Origin of the sequence: Sediminibacillus albus, from assembly GCF_900101125.1 — a bacterium.
In the GTDB taxonomy this organism is placed as follows: Bacteria; Bacillota; Bacilli; order Bacillales; family Amphibacillaceae; genus Sediminibacillus; species Sediminibacillus albus.
On sequence record NZ_FNFL01000002.1, the window covers coordinates 427,627 to 451,502 of the forward strand.

At 42.0% G+C, this 23,876-nt stretch carries 25 protein-coding genes; 20 read left to right on the forward strand and 5 right to left on the reverse strand.

From position 1 onward, the window contains the following. Positions 1 to 2: 2 nt before the first annotated feature. The 11 genes from bshB2 (at position 3) to BLR93_RS08160 (ending at position 10,133) form a co-directional block, all read left to right on the forward strand. The gene (bshB2, locus tag BLR93_RS08110; protein WP_093213481.1) at positions 3 to 671 is read left to right on the forward strand and encodes a bacillithiol biosynthesis deacetylase BshB2; all 669 of its coding nucleotides are present in this window, start codon (positions 3 to 5) and stop codon (positions 669 to 671) included. A 95-nt stretch (positions 672 to 766) separates the two neighbouring features. After that, on the forward strand, positions 767 to 1,855 hold the full coding sequence (locus tag BLR93_RS08115) for a DUF4097 family beta strand repeat-containing protein (protein ID WP_175559295.1): 1,089 nt from the start codon (positions 767 to 769) through the stop codon (positions 1,853 to 1,855). A gap of 10 nt (positions 1,856 to 1,865) precedes the next feature. Continuing rightward, complete coding sequence (locus BLR93_RS08120) at positions 1,866 to 2,063, forward strand: PspC domain-containing protein (RefSeq protein ID WP_093213094.1); 198 nt, start codon at positions 1,866 to 1,868, stop codon at positions 2,061 to 2,063. Then, positions 2,063 to 2,428, forward strand: coding sequence for a phage holin family protein (locus BLR93_RS08125; RefSeq protein ID WP_093213096.1), 366 nt, complete (start codon positions 2,063 to 2,065; stop codon positions 2,426 to 2,428). The genes BLR93_RS08120 and BLR93_RS08125 overlap by 1 nt, the downstream gene beginning before the upstream one ends. Before the next feature lie 165 nt (positions 2,429 to 2,593). Then, positions 2,594 to 3,532: an HPr(Ser) kinase/phosphatase gene (gene hprK, locus BLR93_RS08130; RefSeq protein WP_093213098.1), complete on the forward strand. Its 939-nt coding sequence runs from the start codon at positions 2,594 to 2,596 to the stop codon at positions 3,530 to 3,532. Between the two features lie 12 nt (positions 3,533 to 3,544). After that, positions 3,545 to 4,372: a prolipoprotein diacylglyceryl transferase gene (lgt, locus tag BLR93_RS08135; RefSeq protein ID WP_093213100.1), complete on the forward strand. Its 828-nt coding sequence runs from the start codon at positions 3,545 to 3,547 to the stop codon at positions 4,370 to 4,372. A gap of 16 nt (positions 4,373 to 4,388) precedes the next feature. Then, complete coding sequence (locus BLR93_RS08140) at positions 4,389 to 5,351, forward strand: nucleoside recognition domain-containing protein (RefSeq protein WP_093213101.1); 963 nt, start codon at positions 4,389 to 4,391, stop codon at positions 5,349 to 5,351. Further along, positions 5,326 to 5,964, forward strand: a complete 639-nt coding sequence (ppaX, locus tag BLR93_RS08145; protein ID WP_093213102.1) for a pyrophosphatase PpaX — start codon at positions 5,326 to 5,328, stop codon at positions 5,962 to 5,964. The genes BLR93_RS08140 and ppaX overlap by 26 nt, the downstream gene beginning before the upstream one ends. 4 nt (positions 5,965 to 5,968) lie before the next feature. Further along, positions 5,969 to 6,523 carry an acyltransferase gene (locus BLR93_RS08150; RefSeq protein WP_093213103.1) on the forward strand — a complete coding sequence of 185 codons (555 nt, stop codon included), beginning with the start codon at positions 5,969 to 5,971 and terminating at the stop codon, positions 6,521 to 6,523. Positions 6,524 to 6,757: 234 nt separating this feature from the next. Then, a complete protein-coding gene (gene glpK, locus BLR93_RS08155) occupies positions 6,758 to 8,248 on the forward strand; it encodes a glycerol kinase GlpK (protein ID WP_093213105.1) in 1,491 nt (496 codons plus the stop codon). Between the two features lie 223 nt (positions 8,249 to 8,471). Then, positions 8,472 to 10,133 carry a glycerol-3-phosphate dehydrogenase/oxidase gene (locus tag BLR93_RS08160; RefSeq protein WP_093213107.1) on the forward strand — a complete coding sequence of 554 codons (1,662 nt, stop codon included), beginning with the start codon at positions 8,472 to 8,474 and terminating at the stop codon, positions 10,131 to 10,133. 60 nt (positions 10,134 to 10,193) lie between these two features. Here BLR93_RS08160 and BLR93_RS08165 read toward each other — a convergent pair whose 3' ends face one another. Further along, a complete protein-coding gene (locus BLR93_RS08165; RefSeq protein WP_342720361.1) occupies positions 10,194 to 10,940 on the reverse strand; it encodes a C40 family peptidase in 747 nt (248 codons plus the stop codon). Positions 10,941 to 11,075: 135 nt separating this feature from the next. After that, positions 11,076 to 11,984: a ketopantoate reductase family protein gene (locus BLR93_RS08170; RefSeq protein WP_093213109.1), complete on the reverse strand. Its 909-nt coding sequence runs from the start codon at positions 11,982 to 11,984 to the stop codon at positions 11,076 to 11,078. 448 nt (positions 11,985 to 12,432) lie between these two features. Between BLR93_RS08170 and BLR93_RS08175 the strand changes: the two genes are divergently transcribed. From BLR93_RS08175 to BLR93_RS08215, 9 genes are all read left to right on the forward strand, one after another. Continuing rightward, complete coding sequence (locus BLR93_RS08175) at positions 12,433 to 13,440, forward strand: tetratricopeptide repeat protein (protein WP_093213111.1); 1,008 nt, start codon at positions 12,433 to 12,435, stop codon at positions 13,438 to 13,440. 126 nt (positions 13,441 to 13,566) lie between these two features. Further along, positions 13,567 to 14,517 (forward strand): thioredoxin-disulfide reductase, encoded by a 951-nt coding sequence (trxB, locus tag BLR93_RS08180; RefSeq protein WP_093213113.1) that lies wholly within the window; start codon positions 13,567 to 13,569, stop codon positions 14,515 to 14,517. Between the two features lie 313 nt (positions 14,518 to 14,830). Next, positions 14,831 to 15,292 carry an NUDIX hydrolase gene (locus BLR93_RS08185; RefSeq protein WP_093213115.1) on the forward strand — a complete coding sequence of 154 codons (462 nt, stop codon included), beginning with the start codon at positions 14,831 to 14,833 and terminating at the stop codon, positions 15,290 to 15,292. A 92-nt stretch (positions 15,293 to 15,384) separates the two neighbouring features. After that, the gene (gene rapZ / locus BLR93_RS08190; RefSeq protein ID WP_093213117.1) at positions 15,385 to 16,272 is read left to right on the forward strand and encodes an RNase adapter RapZ; all 888 of its coding nucleotides are present in this window, start codon (positions 15,385 to 15,387) and stop codon (positions 16,270 to 16,272) included. 3 nt (positions 16,273 to 16,275) lie between these two features. After that, the gene (locus BLR93_RS08195; RefSeq protein WP_093213119.1) at positions 16,276 to 17,229 is read left to right on the forward strand and encodes a gluconeogenesis factor YvcK family protein; all 954 of its coding nucleotides are present in this window, start codon (positions 16,276 to 16,278) and stop codon (positions 17,227 to 17,229) included. A gap of 25 nt (positions 17,230 to 17,254) precedes the next feature. Beyond that, a complete protein-coding gene (gene whiA / locus BLR93_RS08200) occupies positions 17,255 to 18,202 on the forward strand; it encodes a DNA-binding protein WhiA (protein WP_093213121.1) in 948 nt (315 codons plus the stop codon). Between the two features lie 145 nt (positions 18,203 to 18,347). Beyond that, positions 18,348 to 18,620: an HPr family phosphocarrier protein gene (locus tag BLR93_RS08205; RefSeq protein ID WP_093213123.1), complete on the forward strand. Its 273-nt coding sequence runs from the start codon at positions 18,348 to 18,350 to the stop codon at positions 18,618 to 18,620. Positions 18,621 to 19,561: 941 nt separating this feature from the next. Beyond that, positions 19,562 to 20,557, forward strand: coding sequence for a signal peptide peptidase SppA (gene sppA / locus BLR93_RS08210; protein WP_093213125.1), 996 nt, complete (start codon positions 19,562 to 19,564; stop codon positions 20,555 to 20,557). Between the two features lie 12 nt (positions 20,558 to 20,569). Next, the gene (locus tag BLR93_RS08215) at positions 20,570 to 21,079 is read left to right on the forward strand and encodes an RDD family protein (protein ID WP_093213127.1); all 510 of its coding nucleotides are present in this window, start codon (positions 20,570 to 20,572) and stop codon (positions 21,077 to 21,079) included. A gap of 45 nt (positions 21,080 to 21,124) precedes the next feature. Here the strand turns inward: BLR93_RS08215 and clpP are convergent, their stop codons facing one another. The 3 genes from clpP to BLR93_RS08230 all read right to left on the reverse strand — a co-directional run bounded on the left by clpP (position 21,125) and on the right by BLR93_RS08230 (position 23,862). Further along, complete coding sequence (gene clpP / locus BLR93_RS08220) at positions 21,125 to 21,712, reverse strand: ATP-dependent Clp endopeptidase proteolytic subunit ClpP (protein ID WP_093213129.1); 588 nt, start codon at positions 21,710 to 21,712, stop codon at positions 21,125 to 21,127. A 177-nt stretch (positions 21,713 to 21,889) separates the two neighbouring features. Further along, positions 21,890 to 22,492 carry a response regulator gene (locus BLR93_RS08225; RefSeq protein ID WP_093213131.1) on the reverse strand — a complete coding sequence of 201 codons (603 nt, stop codon included), beginning with the start codon at positions 22,490 to 22,492 and terminating at the stop codon, positions 21,890 to 21,892. Next, positions 22,489 to 23,862, reverse strand: coding sequence for a sensor histidine kinase (locus tag BLR93_RS08230; RefSeq protein ID WP_093213133.1), 1,374 nt, complete (start codon positions 23,860 to 23,862; stop codon positions 22,489 to 22,491). The genes BLR93_RS08225 and BLR93_RS08230 overlap by 4 nt, the downstream gene beginning before the upstream one ends. Positions 23,863 to 23,876: the final 14 nt, after the last annotated feature.

Below are 23,876 nucleotides of genomic sequence, written 5' to 3' on the forward strand. Positions count from 1 at the left end.
ATTTGGAAAAACATGTGGTTGTCATATATCCGCATCCTGACGATGAAGCTTTCGGTGCGTCGGGAACGATTACCCAATTTAGAGAAGCAGGGGTGTCTGTCACTTATTTATGCGGTACGTTAGGTGAAATGGGCCGTAATATGGGCAATCCGACTTTTGCCAACCGTGAAACTTTATCAGAGTTTCGCAAAAAGGAATTAATAGATGCCTGTAAAGTACTCGATGTTGATTTACGTATGCTTGGTTATCGGGACAAAACGCTAGAATTTGAATCGAGAGATGAAGTTGCCGAGCATTTGAAGGGAATCCTTGAGGAAATTGAGCCAAGTTTGGTAATAACCCATTACCCCGGCCATGCTGTCCATCCTGACCATGATGCAATGGGAGCGGCAGCTGTCGAGGCTGTACGCCTGATGGATGCTTCTAAACGCCCGAAAGTATGGGCGCAGGCATTAAGTCACGATCACTTGGAACTTTTCGGTGAGCCAGACGTAATCAATAATGTGAAGGCCGTCTTCAATCAAAAAATGAAAACGATCATGGCTCATCGTTCCCAAGCACAGGGTGTTTTAGGCAAAATGAAAGAGAATCAGGATGATGTAACAGATATCGAAGCAATTGCCAAAGAACGGCTTGGCTATGAAAGTTTTTATACGTGGAATTTTGATTGATTGGGAAACGCCCGCCGGCTAAGTATGTATTTTTCATTTTAGCTAGAGCGGGTATTTGTTTGAGAGCTTTCAAACCAATGAGGCAGGTGCATACCATGAATGAGGACCGCAAAAAAATACTGAAAATGATTGAAGATGGAATAATTTCTTCAGAAGAAGCAGAAGAGCTGCTGGAATCGCTGGAACAGGCCGAACAGGCAAAGCAGCAATCGAACCCCGTTTCTACCAATGTTGACTGGGAACAAGAAGGACAGAAAAAAAACAATGGCAAAACCAAGTCTAACAAAAAGAGTAGTTTTTTTGGATTTGTGGAGGAAGCTTTTCAAAAGATTAAAAATGTCGACCTTGATTTTAACTTTGGCACCCATTATGCTGTATCTCACATTTTTCATCATCATTCAGCAGATTTCACCGAATTAGATATTGATATTTCGAATGGAAATATTGAGCTTGCACCGTGGAATGAAAACGATGTAAGAATTGAATGCGAAGCCAAGGTCTACCAGGTGGACAGCCAGGAAAAAGCCCGGGAAAAATTTCATGAAGAAGCGTTTTTTCTTCTGGAGAATCAGCGTTTACAATTTTCGATTCAAAGCCAGCAAGTCAAAACCGAGGTAAAGATCCGCGTTCCTGTCAGACAATACCAGAAAGCGGTATTAAAATTGTTTAATGGCAGTATTAGTGCGGAAAGATTAACCGTAAGACACTTTAAAACCAAGACAACGAATGGCTCTATTGACGCCGTGAAAATGAGCGGCGGCGATTTTGAAGCGGAGACGGCTAACGGGACAGTAAATGTTGTGGAGGGTAATTGGCTGACTTTGGAAAGTGAAGCAATAAACGGGAAAATTACCGTGGATGGCGTATTCAATAAAGTGGAAGCCCTATTGGTTAATGGCAGTATCAGCTGCCGCTGGCAGGATGGAAATCAGCCTGAAGCGGGGTTCTTCAAAACAACCACCGGTACTGTGCGACTGGCTTTACCTGAGAATGTGCACATTTATGGTACCGCTGAAACAAAAATCGGAAATATTCACTGCGATTTGGCAAACTATAAAGTAGTGGAGGAAAAAAAAGATGTAATCAACCGTTCTTTACAATTTGAGGCAAACCCGGATGCTCCGCAGTTACTGCATGTGGAAGCAGAAACGAAAACAGGATCGATTTGGGTTAGGCCATTATAGGAGGGATATAATGAGCAATAAATTACTCCGTTCGAGAAGCGACAGGAAGCTTGCTGGTGTGATTGGCGGACTTGCAGAATACTTTGATATGGATGCCACTCTGCTTCGCTTGCTATATATTGTCATCTTCATTTTCACTGGATTTTTCCCGTTGGGAATTTTGTATATAATAGCTATTTTCATCATGCCTAAAGAGAGGTTGGACTGATGCTGAAGCGATGGCTGCTTTCCATTGTTTTAAATGCAGTAGCACTGATTGCAGTAGCTCAGTTGTTTGAGTCTTTTCATTTGGATGGCTTTGGCACTGCGATTCTCGCGAGTCTCATCCTCTCAATTCTTAATGTGTTAGTTAAACCTTTTCTGATTATTTTAACACTGCCAGTTACCTTATTTTCGTTAGGATTGTTTTTATTTGTGATCAATGCAATTACCTTAATGATTACCCAGGGATTGCTGGACAGTGCTTTTGTCATAGATGGCTTTGGATTTGCTATTTTGGCAGCGATTATTCTTTCCTTACTGAATTTGCTGCTGAACAGATTGATTAGAGACACCCTTGAATTGAACAAATGAAATCAGACGCAGGCAGTTTGCCTGCGTCTTTTGCGTGGAGAGTCACTATCTTATTTGGAATCGAATCATACTAATGCCTGCGATTTAAAAAAGTGCTACAATAGGATACAGTGATTTATTATAGAAAAGTTGTGCGAACAAGAAAGGCATGATGGAGGGATACATATGGCAAAAGTACGTACCCAGGATTTATTGAACCAATTTAACTTAGAGCTTGTTGCCGGAAGAGATGGTGTACACAGAGAAATTTTCATGAGTGATATATCCCGTCCTGGTCTGGAAATGGCTGGTTATTTTAAATATTATCCAAAAGACCGGCTGCAGCTGCTAGGTAAAACAGAGATGTCGTTCTTTAATGAACTAAGTTCCGAAGAGCAGCGGGACCGTGTCATTAATCTTTGCACAGATATCACTCCGGGAATTGTTATTACCAGGGGAATGGACATTCCGGAAGTGCTGATAGCAGCAGCCGATGAATCAGGAGTGCCATTGATGCGTTCTCCACATAAAACGACTAGAGTTACGAGCAGATTGACCAATTATTTGGAAGCCAGGTTTGCCCCATTTACAGCTATTCATGGCGTGTTGGTCGATATATATGGGATTGGCGTTTTAATAACCGGCCAAAGTGGCGTAGGGAAAAGTGAAACGGCTTTGGAACTAGTTAAACGCGGGCACAGGCTTGTTGCCGATGATAGCGTGGAGATAAGGCAGGAAGATTATGACAGCCTGATTGGAAACTCGCCGCCGCTAATCGAGCATTTACTGGAAATCCGCGGACTGGGCATTATCAATGTAATGACTTTGTTCGGAGCTGGCTCTGTAAGATCCTATAAAAAGATTTCGATGATTATCCATTTAGAATTATGGGACCAGAAAAAACAATATGACCGCCTCGGGCTTGAGGAAGAGACAATGAAGATTATGGATGTGGAAGTGCCTAAAGCTATTATTCCGGTACGTCCAGGCAGGAATCTGTCCGTCATTATCGAAGTGGCTGCGATGAATTTCCGGTTAAAGCGGATGGGCGTCAATGCGGCAGAAGAATTTTCGGAAAGATTGACAAATATGATTCAGCAGGAAAAAGGCGAAGAAAACGAGTAGGAGGTGAAGGAATTGACGTGTAGTGCACCTGCATTAGATAGAGTGTTTTTTGATTTAGGCCCTTTTACAGTATATTGGTATGGGGTCATTATAGCAGCTGGTGCTTTTCTTGGGTTATGGCTTGCGACCAGAGAATCTGACCGGCTTGGATTAAATAAAGAGCTGTTTGTCGATTTGATTGTTTTTGCAATTCCTATCGCCATCATCTCTGCGCGCCTATACTATGTCATTTTTGAATGGGAACGTTATAGCGGCGCCCCCTGGTGGGATGTTTTCGCAATATGGGAAGGCGGCATTGCCATTCATGGAGCACTAATCGGTTCTGTCGTTACAGCAGTAATTTTTGCAAGGGCAAAAAAAGTTTCATTTTGGCAGCTGGCAGATATTGCTGCTCCCAGTCTTATTCTAGGCCAGGCAATTGGCCGCTGGGGAAATTTCATGAATCAGGAAGCACATGGCGGTCCTGTTTCTCAAGCTGCCTATGATAACTTTTTGCAATACCTTCCTGATTTCATTATGAACCAAATGTGTATCGGAGGTATCATGTATCACCCGACTTTCTTGTATGAGTCGTTATGGAATATATTAGGGCTCGTATTTTTACTCATTTTCCGCCGCTACAACCCAAGACGCGGGGAAGTATTCTTAAGCTATGTTATCTGGTATTCTGTCGGTCGCTTCTTTATCGAAGGGATGCGGACAGACAGCCTGTATATTGCCGGGTCACTTAGAACAGCCCAGGCAATTTCCATTGTGCTCGTAATTGTAGGCATCCTACTGATTATTTACCGTCGGAAGTCCGGCCAGGCAAATAAACATTATAACGGTAAAAAAGCATAAAAAGAGGTGGAGTAATATGGTTGGAATCATTCAACGGGGCTTTAAAGCAGGACTTTATTTATCATGGACACTCGGAAAGGTTATCTTTCCAGTTACGTTGATTGTGACAATTCTCCGCTACACACCAGTTTTAAGCTGGCTGATTGATATGTTAAGTCCGATGATGAAATGGATCGGCCTGTCGGGCGAGGCGGCAGTTCCTTTGGTGTTAGGAAACCTATTGAATTTGTATGCCGGAATCGGTGCAATAGTTTCTTTTGATTTTTCGGTGAAAGAAGTATTTATCATGGCGATTATGATGTCTTTTTCCCATAATTTGATCATCGAATCGACCGTTGCCTCTAAAGTCGGCGTCAGCTGGTGGGTCGTAGTGGGAGTCAGAATTTCTTTAGCCCTCCTGGCTGCTGCAGTAATCAACTTGGTATGGCGCGGCGGCAGCGAGGCAGCACAGTATGGTTTAATATCTAAAGCGGAACACATACCAGATGGATGGCTGGCTATCTTCGGCCAGGGCTTGCAAACAGCCATGATCGGTGTATTGCAATTGGCATTGATTGTCATTCCATTAATGGTTTTTATGCAATTTTTCCGAGAGCTTGGCTGGATGGATAAAATGTCAAACGCCCTCGCTCCTTTTACCAAGTTCCTTGGTATGGAAAAAAATGCATCGATGACATTGGCAGCGGGGCTCACCTTGGGACTTGCTTATGGAGCCGGTTTGATGATCCAGGCTGTCAAAGAGGATGGCGTTTCGAAAAAAGACATGTATTTGGCGCTGATTTTTCTTGTATCCTGTCATGCCGTGGTGGAAGACACTTTAGTATTCATCCCGTTGGGTATTCCAGTCTGGCCATTGTTGTTAATCCGTTTGTTGACTGCGATCCTTCTTACTGCCGCTATCGCTTATATTTGGAAACGAGCTCAATCATCAAGAAATGGAAAGGAGCCAACACATGAACATTCGTACGATTCTCTTTGATTTAGACGGCACATTAATTGATACAAACGAACTCATTATCGCTTCGTTCCTGCATACGCTAAAGGTGTATTCCAACCACGAATACAGCAGAAAAGAGGTGCTGGATTTCATCGGTCCCCCATTAAAAGACAGCTTTATGAAAATTGACCCTGACAGGGTGGATGAGATGGTTGCTACTTACCGGGAACATAACCTCTCTAACCATGACGATTATGTAACAGCTTATCCTACTGTTGTAGATACATTGAAGCAATTAAAAGCAGCAGGTTACCAGCTGGCGATTGTGACAACGAAAGTGAAGTCTACAGCTATGATGGGGATAGCACTGACAGGGATGGAAGGCTTGTTTGAAACAGTTATCGGCTTAGAGGATGTTACAAATGCCAAACCACATCCGGAGCCGATCATAAAAGCATTGCAGCAGCTTGATGGCCAAGCCTCTACAACATTGATGGTGGGCGATAATTATCATGATATTGAAGCTGGGCAAAATGCCGGGACGAAAACTGCAGGTGTTGCATGGACAATTAAAGGGCGCGAAGTTTTAGAAGCGTACCAGCCGGATTATATGCTCGAAAAAATGAGCGATCTGACAACGATTCTGGGAGTGTGACCAGATGCGTAAAACAGAGCGATATCGTGTTCAGACAGCCAATTCCTTATGGCATATTTATAAGACAGTGCCGTTTTTAAAAGTGATAAAAAATTTCGCTGTTATCCAGCTGGCTCGATACACGCCGTTTTTGTCAGTGAAAAATTGGCTGTATCGTACGTTTTTACGTATGGATATTGGCGATAGAACTGCTTTTGCATTAATGGTTATGCTCGATATTATGTTTCCGGAAAAAATATCTGTTGGAAAAAATACAGTAATTGGCTATAACACCACGATTTTAGCCCATGAGTATTTAATTAAAGAATACAGGCTAGGCGATGTTGTTATTGGAGAAAACGTCATGATCGGAGCCAACACAACGATTCTGCCAGGGGTAACAATCGGTAACGGGGCAATTGTCTCTGCCGGAACCCTCGTACATAAAGATGTCGAAGCAGGGACTTTTGTTGGTGGCAACCCGATGAAGGTCATTTATTCAAGAGAAGAAATGGAAAAGCGTGACAAGGAAGACGGCTTTTTCTTAGATGGTAATACGATTGAAGTTCCCGATAATTAATGGGAACTTTTTTAGCAGGTAGGAAAGCATAAAAATTTTAACCTTCCTGCATAAGTGCTACTACGTCCCTGACGTTGCCAAAAGGCTCATCAGTCAACGTTTTTTTTATTTCCCTGCGAGGAAACGGCTTATCCAAACTGTAAGTTTTTATAGAAACAGGTTAACTGGAGATAGGAATGGGGAAATGACATAATAAGCGCTTACAATAACTTTGAATATGGGAGGGGATTAGGAATGGAAAAGTACATAATGGCGTTGGATCAAGGAACGACAAGCTCGCGGGCGATTCTATTTAATCATAAGGGAGAAATAGTTGAAACAGCACAACGGGAATTTCAACAGTTCTTTCCAAAGTCCGGGTGGGTGGAGCATGATGCTAATGAAATTTGGACTTCGATCACTTCTTGTATAGCCGAGGTCCTCCGTAAATCAGACGCAGAGCCGGAAAACATCGCTGCAATCGGTATCACCAATCAACGGGAAACGACAGTAGTATGGGATAAGACATCCGGAAAGCCGATTTATAAGGCGGTTGTCTGGCAGTCCAGGCAGACACAGGATATTTGTAATGAATTAAGGGAACAAGGATATAACGACTTATTCAGGGAAAAAACAGGTTTACTCATTGATCCTTATTTCGCAGGAACGAAGGTAAAATGGATTCTTGATCATGTGGAAGGTGCAAGAACAAAGGCAGAAAACGGTGAGCTGATGTTCGGGACGATTGATACTTGGTTGATTTACAAGCTGTCCGGCGGAAAAGCGCATGTAACTGATTATTCAAATGCCTCCAGAACATTGATGTTCAATATTCATGAACTTACGTGGGATGATGAGCTGTTGAAAATCCTCGATATCCCGAAAAGCATGCTTCCCGAAGTAAGGGATTCCTCTGAGGTTTACGCCGAAACAGTGGAATATCACTTTTTCGGGCATAAGGTACCGATTGCCGGAGCTGCAGGTGATCAGCATGCTGCACTGTTTGGACAAGCCTGCTTTGACGATGGCATGGCCAAAAATACGTATGGGACAGGTTGTTTTGTCCTCATGAATACCGGGGAAAAAGCTGTTAAATCGGAACATGGATTGCTGACTACGCTTGCTTGGGGATTGGATGGAAAAGTGGAATATGCTATGGAAGGAAGTATTTTCGTCGCTGGTTCAGCGATCCAGTGGCTTCGTGATGGCTTGAAAATCATCGACAACTCTCCACAAAGTGAAGTATATGCTAAAAGAGTAACCGAATCCTCAGGCGTCTACCTTGTACCAGCATTTGTCGGCTTAGGAACGCCTTATTGGGATAGCGATGCCCGCGGAGCCATGTTTGGACTAACGAGAGGAACGACAAGGGAGCATATTGTCAGAGCAACATTGGAAGCTCTTGCCTATCAGACAAAAGATGTCGTTGATGCGATGATTGAAGACGCGAATATGGATTTAAGATCCTTGCGAGTGGACGGAGGTGCTGTTAAGAATAATTTCTTGATGCAGTTCCAAAGTGATATGCTCGGGGTTTCTGTAGAACGTCCTGCAGTAACAGAAACAACAGCATTGGGAGCCGCTTACTTAGCCGGCTTGGCTGTAGGTTACTGGGAGAGTAAAGAAGAGCTGAAGCAGCATTGGAAAATAGACGAGAAATTTGAACCAGAAATGGACCAGCAGCAGAAAGATGAGTTGTATAATGGCTGGAAGAAAGCGATCGAAGCTACACAAGTATTTAAGTAAATAACTTTCCATTCCAAACGAAGAGTGCTATAATAAAGATAAGTTAATAAGAAACGGCTGGAGAAATGGAGAGACCGCACACTTCTATGGGGATAACCTATAGAAAATGCTGCGGTCTCTTTTTTTCTGTTTATGGGCAGGATAGTACATGAACGGAAGTGATTTCGGGTAAAGCAATAAATAAGAGCATTTCTCTAAGCCGTGAGATAAAGGAGTGTCGATAATGGCTAGATTTTCTAATTTGCGCAGACAGGAAATTTTTGAGGATTTGACTAAGGAACCTCTTGATGTACTTATAATAGGAGGAGGAATTACCGGAGCAGGAATTGCTCTTGATGCTGTTACGAGAGGATTGAATACAGGATTGGTGGAAATGCAGGATTTTGCTGCAGGTACCTCCAGCAGATCCACAAAATTGGTGCACGGCGGGTTGCGGTATTTAAAGCAGTTTGAGGTAAAAATGGTTGCCGAGGTAGGCAAGGAAAGAGCGATTGTATACGAAAACGGACCGCATGTTACCACACCAGAATGGATGATGCTTCCATTTCACAAAGGAGGAACTTTTGGTCCGCTTACATCTAACCTTGGATTGCGCGTTTATGATTACCTTGCAGGTGTAAAGAAGAAAGAGAGACGAAAAATGCTTTCCGCCTCGGAGGCAAGCGATCGTGAGCCGTTGATTAAGAAGCAGGGACTCCGGGGAGCAGGATTCTATGTGGAATATAAAACCGATGATGCCCGTCTGACATTGGAAGTAATGAAAAAAGCGGCAGAACAAGGCGCCCGGGCTGTCAACTATACGAAAGTAATTGATTTTATATACGATGCAAATGGAAAATTAGCAGGAGCCGTAGTTGAAGACCAGACGAACGGAGAGCAGAAGAAAATTTATGCCAAGAAAATTATAAATGCTGCTGGTCCGTGGGTAGATACACTGCGGGAAAAAGATGGATCAAAGCAAGGTAAAACATTGCAGCTCACGAAAGGAGTTCACCTTGTATTCGATGAGAAGAGATTTCCGCTTACCCAAGCCATTTACTTCGATTCTCCCGATGGACGGATGATATTTGCCATTCCGCGTGAAGGCAAAACATACGTAGGGACAACGGATACAGCTTACGAAGGTGATATATCTCATCCGGTAATGACTGTTGAAGATCGTAATTACCTCGTCGATGCGATTAATTATATGTTTCCTGAGGTAGCTATTACGGCGGAAGATGTTGAGTCAAGCTGGGCTGGATTACGTCCATTAATTGGAGAAGAAGGGAAAGACCCTGGCGAAATTTCCAGGAAGGATGAAATCTTTGTTTCCGACTCCGGATTAATATCTATGGCAGGCGGGAAATTAACAGGTTATCGCAAAATGGCTGTAAACGCTGTTGATCTAGTCGCCAAACAGTTAAAAGAAGAAGAAGGCATTCTTTATTCGGGGTCCGAAACGTTGAAGATGCCTATATCCGGCGGGGATGTAGGTGGATCTGCAGGGTTTGAACGTTTTAAAAAATCGAAAATTGCTGAAGGTACTGCTTTAGGGTTAACGAATGGAGAAGCTGCTTCCCTTGTCGATACGTATGGTTCCAATGTGGATCAAGTTTTGGCGATTTACACAGATTTACAAAATGAAGCAGCTGAAGCACAGCTTGATCCGCTGGTATTTGCCCAATTAAGATATGCTATCGATGAAGAATTGATTTACAGACCTGTCGACTTTTTTGTACGCCGTACTGGGGCGTTGTTCTTCCATATTGAGTGGGTGAGAGAGCACAAGGATGCAGCGATCGAATATATGGCTAAAATATTGAAATGGTCAGACAGCCAAAAGACGGAATACATCGATGAATTGGAGCAGTTAATGTATGATGCCGTTCACCCATCTGTGTAAATAATAGTACAAAATAAAGCGAGCCATCCATGGGAAGGCTCGCTTTGTTACTTCCTTTGCCTAATCGATAAATACTTTCCATAGCTTTTTAACGTTTTTTACCTTGCTGATCTTACCGGTCAAGTAAATTTTTTTCGGTTTAAGAAAGCCATCGCGGAAATAGTACTGTTTTTGGCTTCGGTTCATTAACCGTAAAACTTCAGTATCTATTTGCTGCATCATATACTTTCGGAAAGGAAAGTGATGATATTTTTTTGGTTGATATTTTTCCTGGGAGTACAAAGCTGGATATTGATATAATTCACCTTCATAAACCAGCTCCAGCTCCTTATGCTCGCGGAAATCATCCGGCGTGACTAGAGAGCTGGGTTTATTAAACAGGGGATGGCCTGCTCTTCTTAAAACTTCTGCAACAAACTGTGAGCAAAAAAATGATGCGGGTACTTCTATTGGGTAATTAATCGGTATCCCTACTAATCCCGCATAGTTATATAAGTATCGTTTAGCCCTTTTCTCGAATACAGCAATCAATCGCTCTAATTTTTGATATTCCCTGTCGGAAATTGTTAATTGGAAAATGGCACAAGTTGTATCGGGATACCAGCTGAACGTCCCCTTTTCTAAATCTTCTTTTACAAATCCTCCCCATAAGGGGTTGAGAGGCTCACGTCTGGCAAAACTGTAAATTCTCCGCAAATCCTTATCAAGGGCAATCGATGCATGATTGTAGGGTGCGTCTGTAACTGTCTTTATGGCCCAGTTGATAAGAGAACCGGTATTAGTAAGCACAATATATACCGTTTGCATCTTGCCACCTCAAATCCAAGTTTTAATACCTGGTGTTAATATACAATATTTTCCCGCTATTGTATATATTAGATGACAAGATACACTGCCTATTTTTTGATGGCGCACCACAAGCCCATTGATAAATCCAAGCCATTACTCGAAGGGCTTAATTAATCCATAGATGGAATCAGTATAAGGCATATCGATTCCTTGCCTGCTTGCCAAACGAAGGGCGCCGCCATGCAAATGTTCTACTTCCAGCGTTGCACCTTTCCGCCTATCCTGGTGCATGGAGGATGTAGCATCTCCATCTAGACCATTTAATTGTGCGACCGCTTGATTAATATGATCATCTGACAGCTTAACCTGACTATGGTTGGCCAGCATCTTCATTTCTTTCAACATTTGCTCGGCAATATGAAATGTTTGGGGATGATTGCGAATATCACCAATCGGCAGGTTAACTGCTGTCGTAATACCTGAAAAAGCGGTAATGAACATATATTTTTTCCACATTTCTGTCTCGATATCGCTACTGGATTTAATGGTGAAATTAGCAGCCCGGGAGATGTCAGCTAATTCCTCGCATATCTTTTTTTGCGAAGATACCAGCGGCCCCAAAATCAAGTCATGAAATTTGCTTGTGTGCACAACATTTCCTTGCTCGTCTAAGGTCGATATAATAAATGACAACCCTCCAAGTACGGCATCTTCGCCTAGCCTCTCCTGGAGGATCGATATATGTTCGATGCCATTTAGCACTGGAAGGATTTTAGCCCCTTTTGCTGTTAAAGCGGCAAGCGAGTCGAGAGTCCCTTCCAGATGATACCCCTTCACCGCCAGTAAAACGAGATCAGCGGAATCGATATCTTCCACTTTCTCTGCCAGCTTAAGTTGATCGAGCTGATAATCGCCATGGCTGCTATAAATATGCAAACCATTTCTTCGTAATTGCTCCGCTCTTTTGGGGCGAACCAAAAAAGTGACATCCTGTCCAGCCTCCTGCCATCTTGCTCCAAAATAAGCTCCTAGCGCACCTGCTCCAACTACTACGATCTTCATCTAAAGGCCTCCTTGATAAATTGTTCATTCGTATGATGCATCTGCTTGGGTATATCCATCATTTTAGCATAGGCGTTCCTTAAAAACAGAATAATCAGGCAAATTCAGCCTAGTATAGCAAATCAAGATAACGATAGATGGAATATAATGGTGAGGAGATTTCGGGCTGATCCATGATAAGTACGATTCGTAAATCGCTTATATATTTCTCCGCGCCCATGCTGCTATGCAGCTTTAAGGAAACAGGCGTATGGGTGTTAAAAATGGGGATTTTTATGCTATTTTGTCATCTTTTCTTCCCGTTCTATATATAAGCAATGGTAAATGTGTTATACTTCAAGCGATATGATGGCTTCATTCAAAATTAAAGTTGCCCATCCTGCAACGTTTGTTGCATGGCTTGTGCATTTATAGATGGTTAAAATAAGGAACACACAGGGGGAGACTCATGCATACTCCATACGATGTAAAAGCGCCATATAATGTCGATAAAGTCATCCCTTTCATCCCTGAGGGCGATTTTTATTTCACAAAAGGTGTAGAAGCTTTCCAAAAGAGAAAGTTTGATATAGCAGTTAAATGGCTAAAAAAGGCAATTGAGTCGTCTCCGGACGAGGCTCTTTTTCAATGCCAGCTGTCGATAATTTATACGGAAGTTGGCGCATACCATGCAGCCAACCAGGTCCTAACAGATGTACTGACTACTCACGGCAATGATTATATTGACTGTTATTACTTAATAGCCAATAATTATGCCCATTTAGGGCTAATGAACGACGCCATGAAAAACGCTCAAAAATATTTAGACATAGCGCCAGACGGCGATTTTACAAGTGAAGCTGAGGAATTGCTGAATTTTTTGGATTTAGATGAAGAAGATGAAGATTGGGCAGATGATTTAGAGGATGAACTGCTAATTTTTCAGGAAACGGCTTTTTATCATTTAGAACGAGAAGAATGGGATGAAGCAATCCCCCTTCTGCACGAGATGATGGCATTGTTCCCTGATCACTTGCCGGCAAAGCACGAATATAGCTATGCTTTGTTTTTCTCTGGAGATGAAGATGAAGCTATACGCCTGGAGCAGCAGTGGCTTGATAAAGATCCCCAGTCATTATTTTGCCATACCAACTTAGCATTGTTTTATTACCATCGCCAGGAAAAAGAGCGTTTTACCGATCATGTCGAAGCGGTGGCGAATGTCTATCCCATCCATGACCAACAGAAATTGCGGGTAGCAGTAACTTTGGCGCGTACAGAAAATTACCAGGCTGCACTTCAGCGTTTTAAAGGTTTATCTAAATATCACTTGAAAGGCCATGCTTCCTTCTTTAAATGGTATAGCATTGCAGCGTTTCAAACAGGTAACCCTTCCAAAGCTCTGGCACTTTGGGAAGAAGGGTGTAAACAGCACCCATTTTTAAGCAAGTATGAAGGGCCTTGGATACACAATTAAGAAACAACCATAATATAAATAATAACTTATCTTAACAGTGAGCAGAATATTAGACCTCTGCACTGATTCATATGATAATGTGATTGGAAAAGATAAATGATGTAGAAGAAAAGGGGCTGAACAACAATGGCCGAAGACAGAATTTACGACGTAATCATTGCCGGAGCAGGTCCTGCAGGTATGACTGCAGCTGTTTATACCTCCCGGGCAGATTTAGATACACTAATGCTTGAACGCGGTATCCCTGGCGGACAAATGGCTAATACGGAAGATGTGGAGAACTATCCTGGGTATGACCATATTCTTGGACCAGACCTGTCAACGAAAATGTTCGACCATGCAAAAAAATTCGGTGCTGAATATGCTTATGGAGATATTAAACAAGTTATCGATGGAAAAGAGTATAAAACAGTTATTGCTGGTAATAAAGAATACAAAACACGCACATTAATTATTACGACCGGAGCGCAGTATAAAAAGCTCGGTATTCCTGGAGAAGAGGAACTGGGCGGCCGGGGAGTATCCTATTGTGCAGTCTGTGATGGAGCCTTCTTTAAAAACAAAGAACTTATCGTTGTAGGAGGAGGAGACTCTGCTGTAGAAGAAGGGGTTTATTTAACCCGGTTTGCCAGCAAGGTCACAATTGTTCACCGCCGTGATCAATTAAGAGCACAGAAAATCTTACAACAGCGTGCTTATGATAACGAAAAAATTGATTTCATTTGGGATACGGTTGTAAAGACGGTAAACGGAAAAGATGGAAAGGTCAGCAGTGTTACATTGCATGACCAGAAATCTGACAAAGAATATGAGCATGAAGCAGACGGCGTATTTATTTATATTGGAATGGTTCCATTAAGCGAACCATTTAAAACATTAGGAATCACCAATGATCAAGGCTATATTCCGACTAATGAAAAGATGGAAACGAATGTGCCGGGAGTCTTTGCTGCTGGAGATATCCGTGAAAAAGAACTGCGCCAAATCGTCACTGCAACTGGCGATGGCAGTATTGCCGCTCAATCTGCTCAAGCCTATATTGAAAACCTGGTAGAGGAATTAAAAGCGGTCAATTAGAAGGACTGGCGGCGAAAATTAAAACGTAAATTGTTTTTAACTCTGTTGTAACACGGGCGAAACAATTATCGGGTACAATAGAATTAACTAATTGACCCCCTTTTAATAAATATATTCTTTTGCACAGGTGGAAATTTTCCGCCTGTGTCTTTTTTTGTCCTTTATCAGGAGGAGAGCACGCTACTTCCGGACATCGCCGGAACCTTCTAATATTGTAGGATAGGATTCAGTCATTGTATAATAAAGTAAGATGCTCTTTTTTAGATTGGCAATTAGCTTGATGCCAATCACTAAAAGAGAAAGAGGTGAGAAAGTGCGTCGTGTTACAAATTGCGTTTTGCAAAAGGACGATCATATATTAATGCTTCAGAAGCCAAGGCGCGGATGGTATGCCATGCCTGGCGGTAAAATGGAACGTGGAGAATCAATCAAAGAAGCAGCACAACGAGAGTATTTTGAAGAAACAGGGCTAAGTTTAGTTAATCCACAATTAAGTGCTGCCTTTTCTTTTCTTATCCAGGAGGAAAAGCATGTGGTCGATGAATGGATGATGTTCACTTTTTCCTGTAGGCAATTCCAAGGGACACTTAACGAAGAATGCAAAGAAGGGATTCTGGAATGGGTTCCTAAGGAGCATGTGTTGGAGAAACCAATGGCAGAAGGCGACCGTTATATTATCAACCATATTCTTCATAGCGATCAAGTCTTATACGGAACGTTTTCATACACAAAAGATTACGAGTTGCTCGATTATAAGCTGGACCCGACGAATTAATTACACATGCAAGCTTTACAGCAGTGGGGGGAATGACGATAATTTGATAGGCGCCACGCGTTGAACGAGCATTGAAAAGGGGGAGAACGAGCTTGGCCAATAAAAATAAAGAAACACAGCTAGTAATCATCACTGGTATGTCAGGGGCCGGAAAGACTGTCGCAGTACAAAGCTTTGAGGATTTAGGCTTTTATTGTGTAGACAATCTTCCACCGGCATTATTGCCAAAATTTCTTGAACTAATGAAGGATTCGACGAATAATATCCAAAAAGTTGCCGTTGTGATGGATTTGCGCGGCAGGGAATTTTTCGACACATTGTTTGATGCGTTGGATGCGTTAGGAAAAGAGGAAGCATGGCTTGCAGAACACATTTTGTTCCTTGATGCACAGGATCAAGCGCTTGTTTCCCGTTACAAAGAAACGCGCAGATCGCATCCTCTGGCACCAGAAGGTCTTCCACTTGAAGGAATAGAACAGGAACGTTCCATTCTGGATGAATTGCGCGGCCGTGCTCACAACATTATTGATACGACAAGTTTAAAGCCGAAGGAGCTGCGAGATAAAATTGTCGAAGCTTATGCAGAAAAAGAGCAGGAAATCTTTTCTGTCCATGCCGTTTCTTTCGGTTTTAAATATGGTTTGCCGATTGATGCTGATCTCGTATTTGATGTGCGCTTTTTGCCTAATCCGCACTACGTAGCTCACATGAGACCGTTGACAGGGTTGAATACAGAGGTTTCTTCCTATGTATTCAAATGGTCGGATACCCAAAAGTTCCTTGATAAAGTTACTGATTTACTGGAATTTATGCTTCCACAGTATAAAAAAGAAGGAAAAAGCCAGCTGGTAATAGCTATCGGCTGTACTGGCGGGCAGCACCGTTCCGTAGCAATTTCCGAATATTTGGCGAAGAAATTTTCCACCGATTATGTGACACACGTCAGCCACCGTGATATCGATAAAAGAAAGGGTCATTAAACGATGAACAAACAGAAACAGCCTCATGTAGTGGTAGTAGGAGGCGGAACTGGAATGCCTGTGCTTTTAAGAGGGTTGAAAAATTATCCAATTGACCTTTCCGCTATTGTTACGGTAGCCGATGACGGTGGAAGCTCAGGACGCTTGCGTTCCGAAATGGCGATTCCTGCACCCGGCGATATTCGGAACGTTATTGCAGCCTTATCAGATGCAGAGCCGATGTTGCTTGATTTATTCCAGCATCGCTTTGCTAATGGAAATGGATTATCTGGCCATGCGATGGGTAACCTATTGCTAGCGGCCATGACTTCTTTAACCGGCGATTTTTATAATGGAATTAAGGAAATATCCCGGGTGCTGAACGTTAAAGGGAGAATTTACCCAATTGCCAATCAGAACATGTTTTTACATGCTGAAATGGAAGATGGCGAAATTGTTTCGGGAGAGTCTAATATTCCACTTGCTAATAAAAAAATCAAACGGGTGTTTCTAAGCCCCGAGCCGGTATTGCCTCTTCCGGAAGCAGTAGAAGCAATAAAGGCAGCGGATTTGGTAATTGTCGCACCCGGCAGTCTGTACACAAGTACACTACCTAACATGATCGTTCCGCAAATCGGAGATGCTTTACGTAATACTAAGGGAAAAGTGACGTATGTATGTAATGTAATGACTCAGGAAGGCGAAACGTCTAATTATACTGCAGCTGATCATGTCCAGGCAATTACAGAACATATCGGTGAAGGCGCAATTCATTCGATTATCGTCCATAACAAGCCAATTGAAGGCGATGTGAGGGAGCTTTATGCGGAAGAAAACGCCGCACCAGTCATATATGATACTGACCGTTTAACCGATATGGGATTAGAAATCATTGAAGGAGATATCATCGATCATTCTAAAAAAATGCTGCGCCATGATACTGCAAAAGTAGCAGAGCTATTATACTCGTTAATATAATGGTTCACCAGGGGAGGTGACGGGAGTGTCTTTCGCATCAGAGATAAAAAAAGAATTAACGAAAATTACAAATGAGACTTGCTGCGCCCAATCAGAATTAGCTGCGCTTGTCCGCATGAACGGAGCAATTTCCTTAGCGCGGCAAGAATATGTTCTAGACGTACAAACTGAAAATGCAGCTATTGCCAGAAGGATTTATACGTTGATAAAGTCTCTTTATGATTTTCCCGTAGAACTTCTTGTACGGAAAAAAATGAAGTTAAAGAAAAATAACGTATATATTGTAAGAATGAAAGAGGGAGTCCGACCATTTTTGGCTGAATTAGAGATCCTTAGGGAACCTTTTTCATTTAACCATCAGATTTCAGAAAAGTTCACCCGTGATATTTGCTGCCGCAGATCATACCTTCGCGGTGCATTCTTGGCTGGAGGATCGGTAAACAATCCAGAAACTTCTTCCTATCATTTGGAGATTTATAATTTCCATAAGGAACATAACGATGCCCTCTGTGACTTGATGAATTCCTTTAACTTACACGCACGGAAGCTGGAACGGAAAAAGGGGTTTATCACTTATATTAAAGAGGCAGAAAAAATCACGGAGTTACTTACAAATATGGGGGCCCACCAGGCATTGTTCAAATTTGAAGATGTCCGAATCGTCCGGGATATGAGAAACTCTGTCAATCGGCTGGTCAATTGCGAAACAGCAAACCTTAATAAAACAATTGGAGCAGCATTTCGACAGGTCGAAAACATTAAATTTATTGAAAGAACAGTAGGACTCGAAGTTCTTCCTGATAAATTACGGGAAATAGCCACCTTGCGTGTGCAGCACCAGGAGGTTTCCTTGAAAGAATTGGGTGAATTGGTTTCTACCGGTAAAATCAGCAAATCGGGAATCAACCATCGGCTTCGTAAGATAGACGAATATGCCGAAAAGCTTAAAAACGGAGAACCATTGGGAAATTAACTACCAATAAGGAACCTGATATGTTATAATTTCCCTATAAATATTTGTTAGTCGTCCTTTGCTTTATTAGCAGCTCTCTATAATAGAGAGTGTTTTTTTAAATCTAAATGAAAGCGTTTTCTTAAATGATGAGGAGGAATGGGGCATGAAGGAGAAAACTTTAATAGTGGAATTGAGTGCAGGATTGCAAGCAAGACCAGCTGCACAGTTCGTGCAAAAAGCTAGTGGATATTCTTCTGCACTGATGATTGAAAAGAATGGCAAGCGCGTAAATGCCAAAAGCATCATGGGATTAATGAGCCTGGCGATTGCCACGGGAGAAAAAATAACCTTAATAGCTGATGGCATAGATGAGGACAAAGCGATCAAACAGTTAACTGACTTTATTAATCCAGCTGAGTCCCAGCCGCAAGTATAAGGTACGAGGTTACCAAGCCCAAGCTCTGTTAGAAAGATTCAGGCTGTCGAGAAAGTTTTGACAGCCCTATTTTTTGGTCAGTTTTCCAAATTTCATTTTCTTCGGATGATATCAGGCAGATGGGAACAATGAAATTGCGTATCCATCTCCCACTTGTGGCGAATAAAAATATTCGTAAAAACACGAGGGCACTGAAAAACTGAAGCTCTATGGTAGGTAGAATTTAAAAAAAACGGTGTCTGTGTGGGATTTAAATTCCATACAGACCGCTTTTCCTTCATTCGTTTAACGATTCGTTTCACATTTGCCGTGAAAATCGCCATCGTCCCTTGAATGCGCATGCCTTCGAGACCCGAAGATGAGGCCCGTGTCTATGCTTCCATTAGCTATTTTTAGCTTCAATCTGCTATCGTTTTTTCGCCTTTTTTTTAAAGGTATCACTGTTTTGAAAGGTGAGTTGATCGATATGTTCTTCTGTTTTAGGCTGACCGAATAACTTTTGGTTTTGACGGTCTAGCATCGAATCCCTCACTTTTTACTTTCACAAGAAAATCACTCTTTTTAAATTGGCCTCTGTTGATTCCGCGATGGGCGATCGGTGGTGACGCCTGCGGGAACAGCACGAACCGAAAATCCACTTGATCAAGTGATCACTTGACTAAGTTAGCTGAGGCCGTGCCCGCGGCAAGCATCCACGTACAAGCGATTCGTGGAAATCAACAACAAACGTTGACAGCGTTTAGATTAAAAAGGACTTTTCAGTGGACTCAAAAAACAGTGGGGGCTCTACAAGCTGTCAAGCTCTTTGAGAGAGCTTGTTTTTTATTTTTTACATAAAAAATCGTTGGAAGGCAATGTAAAAGGTGGAAAAAACGCTAAATTTACGGTACCCTTTTAAAGGGACTATACTGAAGTGTCTGACAGAAGAAGGAGGAAAAACGATGAATGGAAAACGTTGGCTAGCCTTAGGAATTGCTGCCGGCTTATTCTTGGTATCGATTGGCTTTCAATTTGTATCGAGTTTGGCATCTACAAATTTAGATGGCGTATTCAGCCAGAAAGAAGAAATGTTTGATGAAACGGTACTTGAAGAAGGTTCAGGAAACAGCAAAATCGCTGTACTAAACCTGGAAGGTGTTATTCAGGATACTGGTTCGGGTTCATTACTGAATACTTCTGGTTATGATCATCAGCATTTTTTGAAAATGATTGAAAAGGCAGGAGAAGATAACAGCGTTGATGGGATTATTTTACGAGTGAATACCCCAGGAGGCGGTGTAGTAGAGAGTGCAGAAATCCACGATAAGATAGTTGAAATTCAAGAAGAAAAAGATAAACCTGTATATGTATCCATGGGCAATACTGCCGCTTCGGGAGGCTATTATGTTTCTGCACCAGCTGAAAAAATTGTCGCCAACTCTGCAACATTGACCGGTTCGATCGGTGTCATCATGGAAAGTATTAATTACGCAGAATTGGCTGATGAATATGGGATTGATTTTAATACAATTAAAAGCGGTAAGTATAAGGATATTATGTCCGGTTCCCGGGAGATGACCGATGAAGAAGAAGAAATCCTGCAAACCATGGTTGATGAGCTGTACGGTGAGTTTGTGCAAGTCATCGTCGAAGGCCGTGGCATGGAAGAAGACAGAGTTAGGGAATTAGGGGACGGCAGAGTCTATACAGGCAAGCAGGCTCTGGAAAATCAATTAATCGATGATCTTGGTACACTGGATGATACGATTGCGATGATGGAGGAAGACTATGATCTCGATGGAGCCCAAGTGATCCAATATCGCGCCGGATTTAATTTTGACCAGTTTCTGGGGATGACAGCGCAAAACCTGTTCGGTTCTAATTTAGAATTGGTTGGTATCCAGGAATTAATTCGAGAATCAGATGGGCCGCGGGCCATGTATTTGTATTCTAGATAAGGAGGTGCCGATATGAGTGAAAATTATCAGGATCAACAAACCCACAACCAAGAAGATTCGTCTATCCAACAACATCCCCCGGCACCGCCTGTGCTGGATTCCAATCGTTATGCTGGCTTCTGGATGAGATTTTGGGCATACATAACGGATTTAATTGTTGTGTTTAGTCTCAACGGTATCCTGCTTAGTCCTTTGAAGTTTATGTCTGATGGAGACACGATTGATATTGGCTTTTGGACATTGGCTGGAGTATTAGGCTCGATCATTTTTTATCTGTATTTTTTGCTAATGACAAAATACTTTGGGCAAACGTTAGGAAAGATGCTGTTTGGGCTGCGGGTTGTCAGGTATGATGAACAGTCTTTGAGATGGAGTGACTTAATTTTTAGAGAAGTAGTTGGCAGGTTTATCCACCGCGTTCTCTTTCTTACACCACTTCTGTATCTCATTGTGGCGTTTACTAATCAAAAACAGGGATTACATGACATTTTCGCAGGAACCCGAGTTGTGCATGTAGACTAAAATAAAAGCGGCTGGAGAATTATCTCCATCCGCTTTTATTATGCTTTATTCAGGTTTTTTCTCCATTACTTTGTCGATTAGGCCGTATTCAACTGCTTTGGATGCTTCCATGAAGTTGTCGCGATCAGTATCGCGTTCAATTACCTCAAGGGGCTGGCCAGTTCGTTCGGCTAGAATTTTGTTTAACTTGCTGCGCATTTCGATGATTCTTTTCGCATGGATCTCTATGTCAGCAGCCTGTCCTTGCGTGCCGCCAAGCGGTTGGTGAATCATTACTTCACTATTTGGCAAGGCATAACGCTTGCCTGGTTCCCCCGCTGCTAACAGGAATGCACCCATAGAAGCGGCCATACCAATGCAGATAGTGGATACATTTGGTTTGATAAATTGCATGGTATCATAGATAGCCATACCTGCTGTAATAGATCCGCCTGGTGAGTTAATGTAAAGAGATATATCTTTATCAGGGTCTTCAGCAGCTAAGAATAACAGCTGAGCAACAATTGTGTTGGATACGTTGTCATCAATCCCGCTCCCTAGCATAATGATGCGGTCTTTTAACAATCGGGAATAAATATCGTATGCACGTTCTCCCCGGTTGGTTTGTTCAATAACTGTAGGAATTAAATTCATTGGAAATTTCCTCCTTTATTAGTTCTTTCATCCCTTTGATGAATGACTAGTTTTATCTTATCTAATAGGTCAATAAAGGTCAAACAAAACACTTTCCTATGTAAGATGTTTTTTGTGCTTTTTTGCCTATATCCATGGTTCCCTGATTTGCGATAATTAAACCAATCACTAAGCCTGCTACATCATTTTATATTTGTTTTTAGGCCTTCCTTTACGTCCGTAGTGGGAAATGACCGTTACTTCACCTTTATCGGCCAGATAGTTAAGGTAACGGTGGACTGTCTGGTAAGCGACAGGTAAATGAGACTGGATTTCGGTAATAGTCATGGCGTCGTTCTGATGGAAAAGGAAGTTTTTTATCGTGCGAAGGGTAGCGGTATTTATTCCTTTATCCACAAATACATCCTGTTGGCCTTTCGTAAGTTTGCCGACCCTTAAATTTAGGCGGATTCTTGATATGAGGTCCGGTGCTTTAATCGGTTTCAAAGCAAAGTCGGTTGCACCAGCTTGAAGGAATTGCTCTGCAATTTCATGTCGCTCATCTACTGTCAAAATGATTATTGGCACAGTTGGGTCTATTTTTCTTATTTCTTTTGTCGTCTTTAACCCATCCCAATTAGCCATATGATAGTCGATCAATACAAGGGAAGGTTCGACTTTTTTAAAAAGCTCTGTACCATCTTTTCCTGTAGCTGCCTCGCATACCTCCCATTCAGCAAACTCACAAATCTCTCTAATGGTATAACGAATATCTTCGTTGTCATCAATGACCAGTATCATTTGGTCAAGCTCCCTTCTTGCGGCAGTACCGGCAGGAAAATTTCCATTTGGGTGTGGCTTCCTGCTGTACTCGTTACTGAAACTCTCCCCTGGTGGTTTTCTACAACTCTTTTCACAAAGGATAACCCTATACCTGATGAATCTTTGGTGGTAAAACCTTCTTTCCAGATTTCCAGCAGATGATCTTCCTGGATACCAGGGCCATTATCTTTGATTTTAAACAGGATATCATTATTGACTTGTTTGACATCAATTTCAATTTTTCCTTCTTTTCCTTGGAAAGAAATAATTGCATTTTCCAGCAGGTTAGAAATGGCTCGTGCAAATCGAATCTTATTTATGCGGATATAGGGTAAATTCTTTGCTATGTTAATGTCCAACTGTATTTTCTGGTCATCCAATGCCAGGTGGCTGACAACATAGCGTAAGAATTCTTCTATGCCAATTTCTTTCTTTATATTTTCATACAAAATTTCGGATATCATATCATTCATTTTTTGAATCGAATGATCTACCCGGTTCAAGTAATCCTTTAATTTGCTATCGTCAGAGGCTTCATATTTAAGACCAATCAGGGAAATCAATCCATTAACTGAGACAAGGGGTGTTTTCAAGTCGTGGACCAACGTATGGATTTCCTGGTAGACCTTGGATTCAGTTAACGCAAACCGGGTTTCTTCTAGTTCTTTTTCCTGCAGTTGGTATTTTTTCAATGTAGTTATCTGGACGTTGAATAAGTGAACCAGCAGGGTGAAGATAACAGCAATAATGAAGAAAATCGTGAAAAAAACAAAGAATAAAGTAGTAAATAGCTGATCTTCTGTTATAAAGCTGTCCGCTGCTTTTAAACTGACAGCAATATCATCCGCTCCAAACGTCCAGCCTGATAGAAAAGGGATCAAATGGAGGCACTGCATTGCGGTAAGCAGAAAGAGCAAAATGACAGAATATGTTAGGAAGTAATGCCTTTGTTTCGGAATATATGATTGTAAAATCAGCAATATACCAAGCGATATTAAGTGAGGAGCTAAGGCTGCTGATTCCTGGTAGATTTGATTTAGGACGATAACAGATCCGGTTGTTATCATTGTGTATATGGATTGAAAAACCAAAGAATTTGTATTCTTGGTTATCGAACTGGCGAGCAGGACTGCCCCAAAGTAAAGCAAGAAATAAATGATCCCATTTCTTGCTATGTAGGCAAATGAAGCGATTAAAAGCTGTCCGCTGTCCATGATGTCCATGCTTGCCTGGATTCTTGAAATAATAAAAAATGACCAGTCAGAGGACAAGTTTGGAAAGCAGAACCCGTACACAAGGAGAATCCCCCCGGTTAATCCGGCTATTGTATAATTTTTATATTCATTCATGGCACGACATCCTT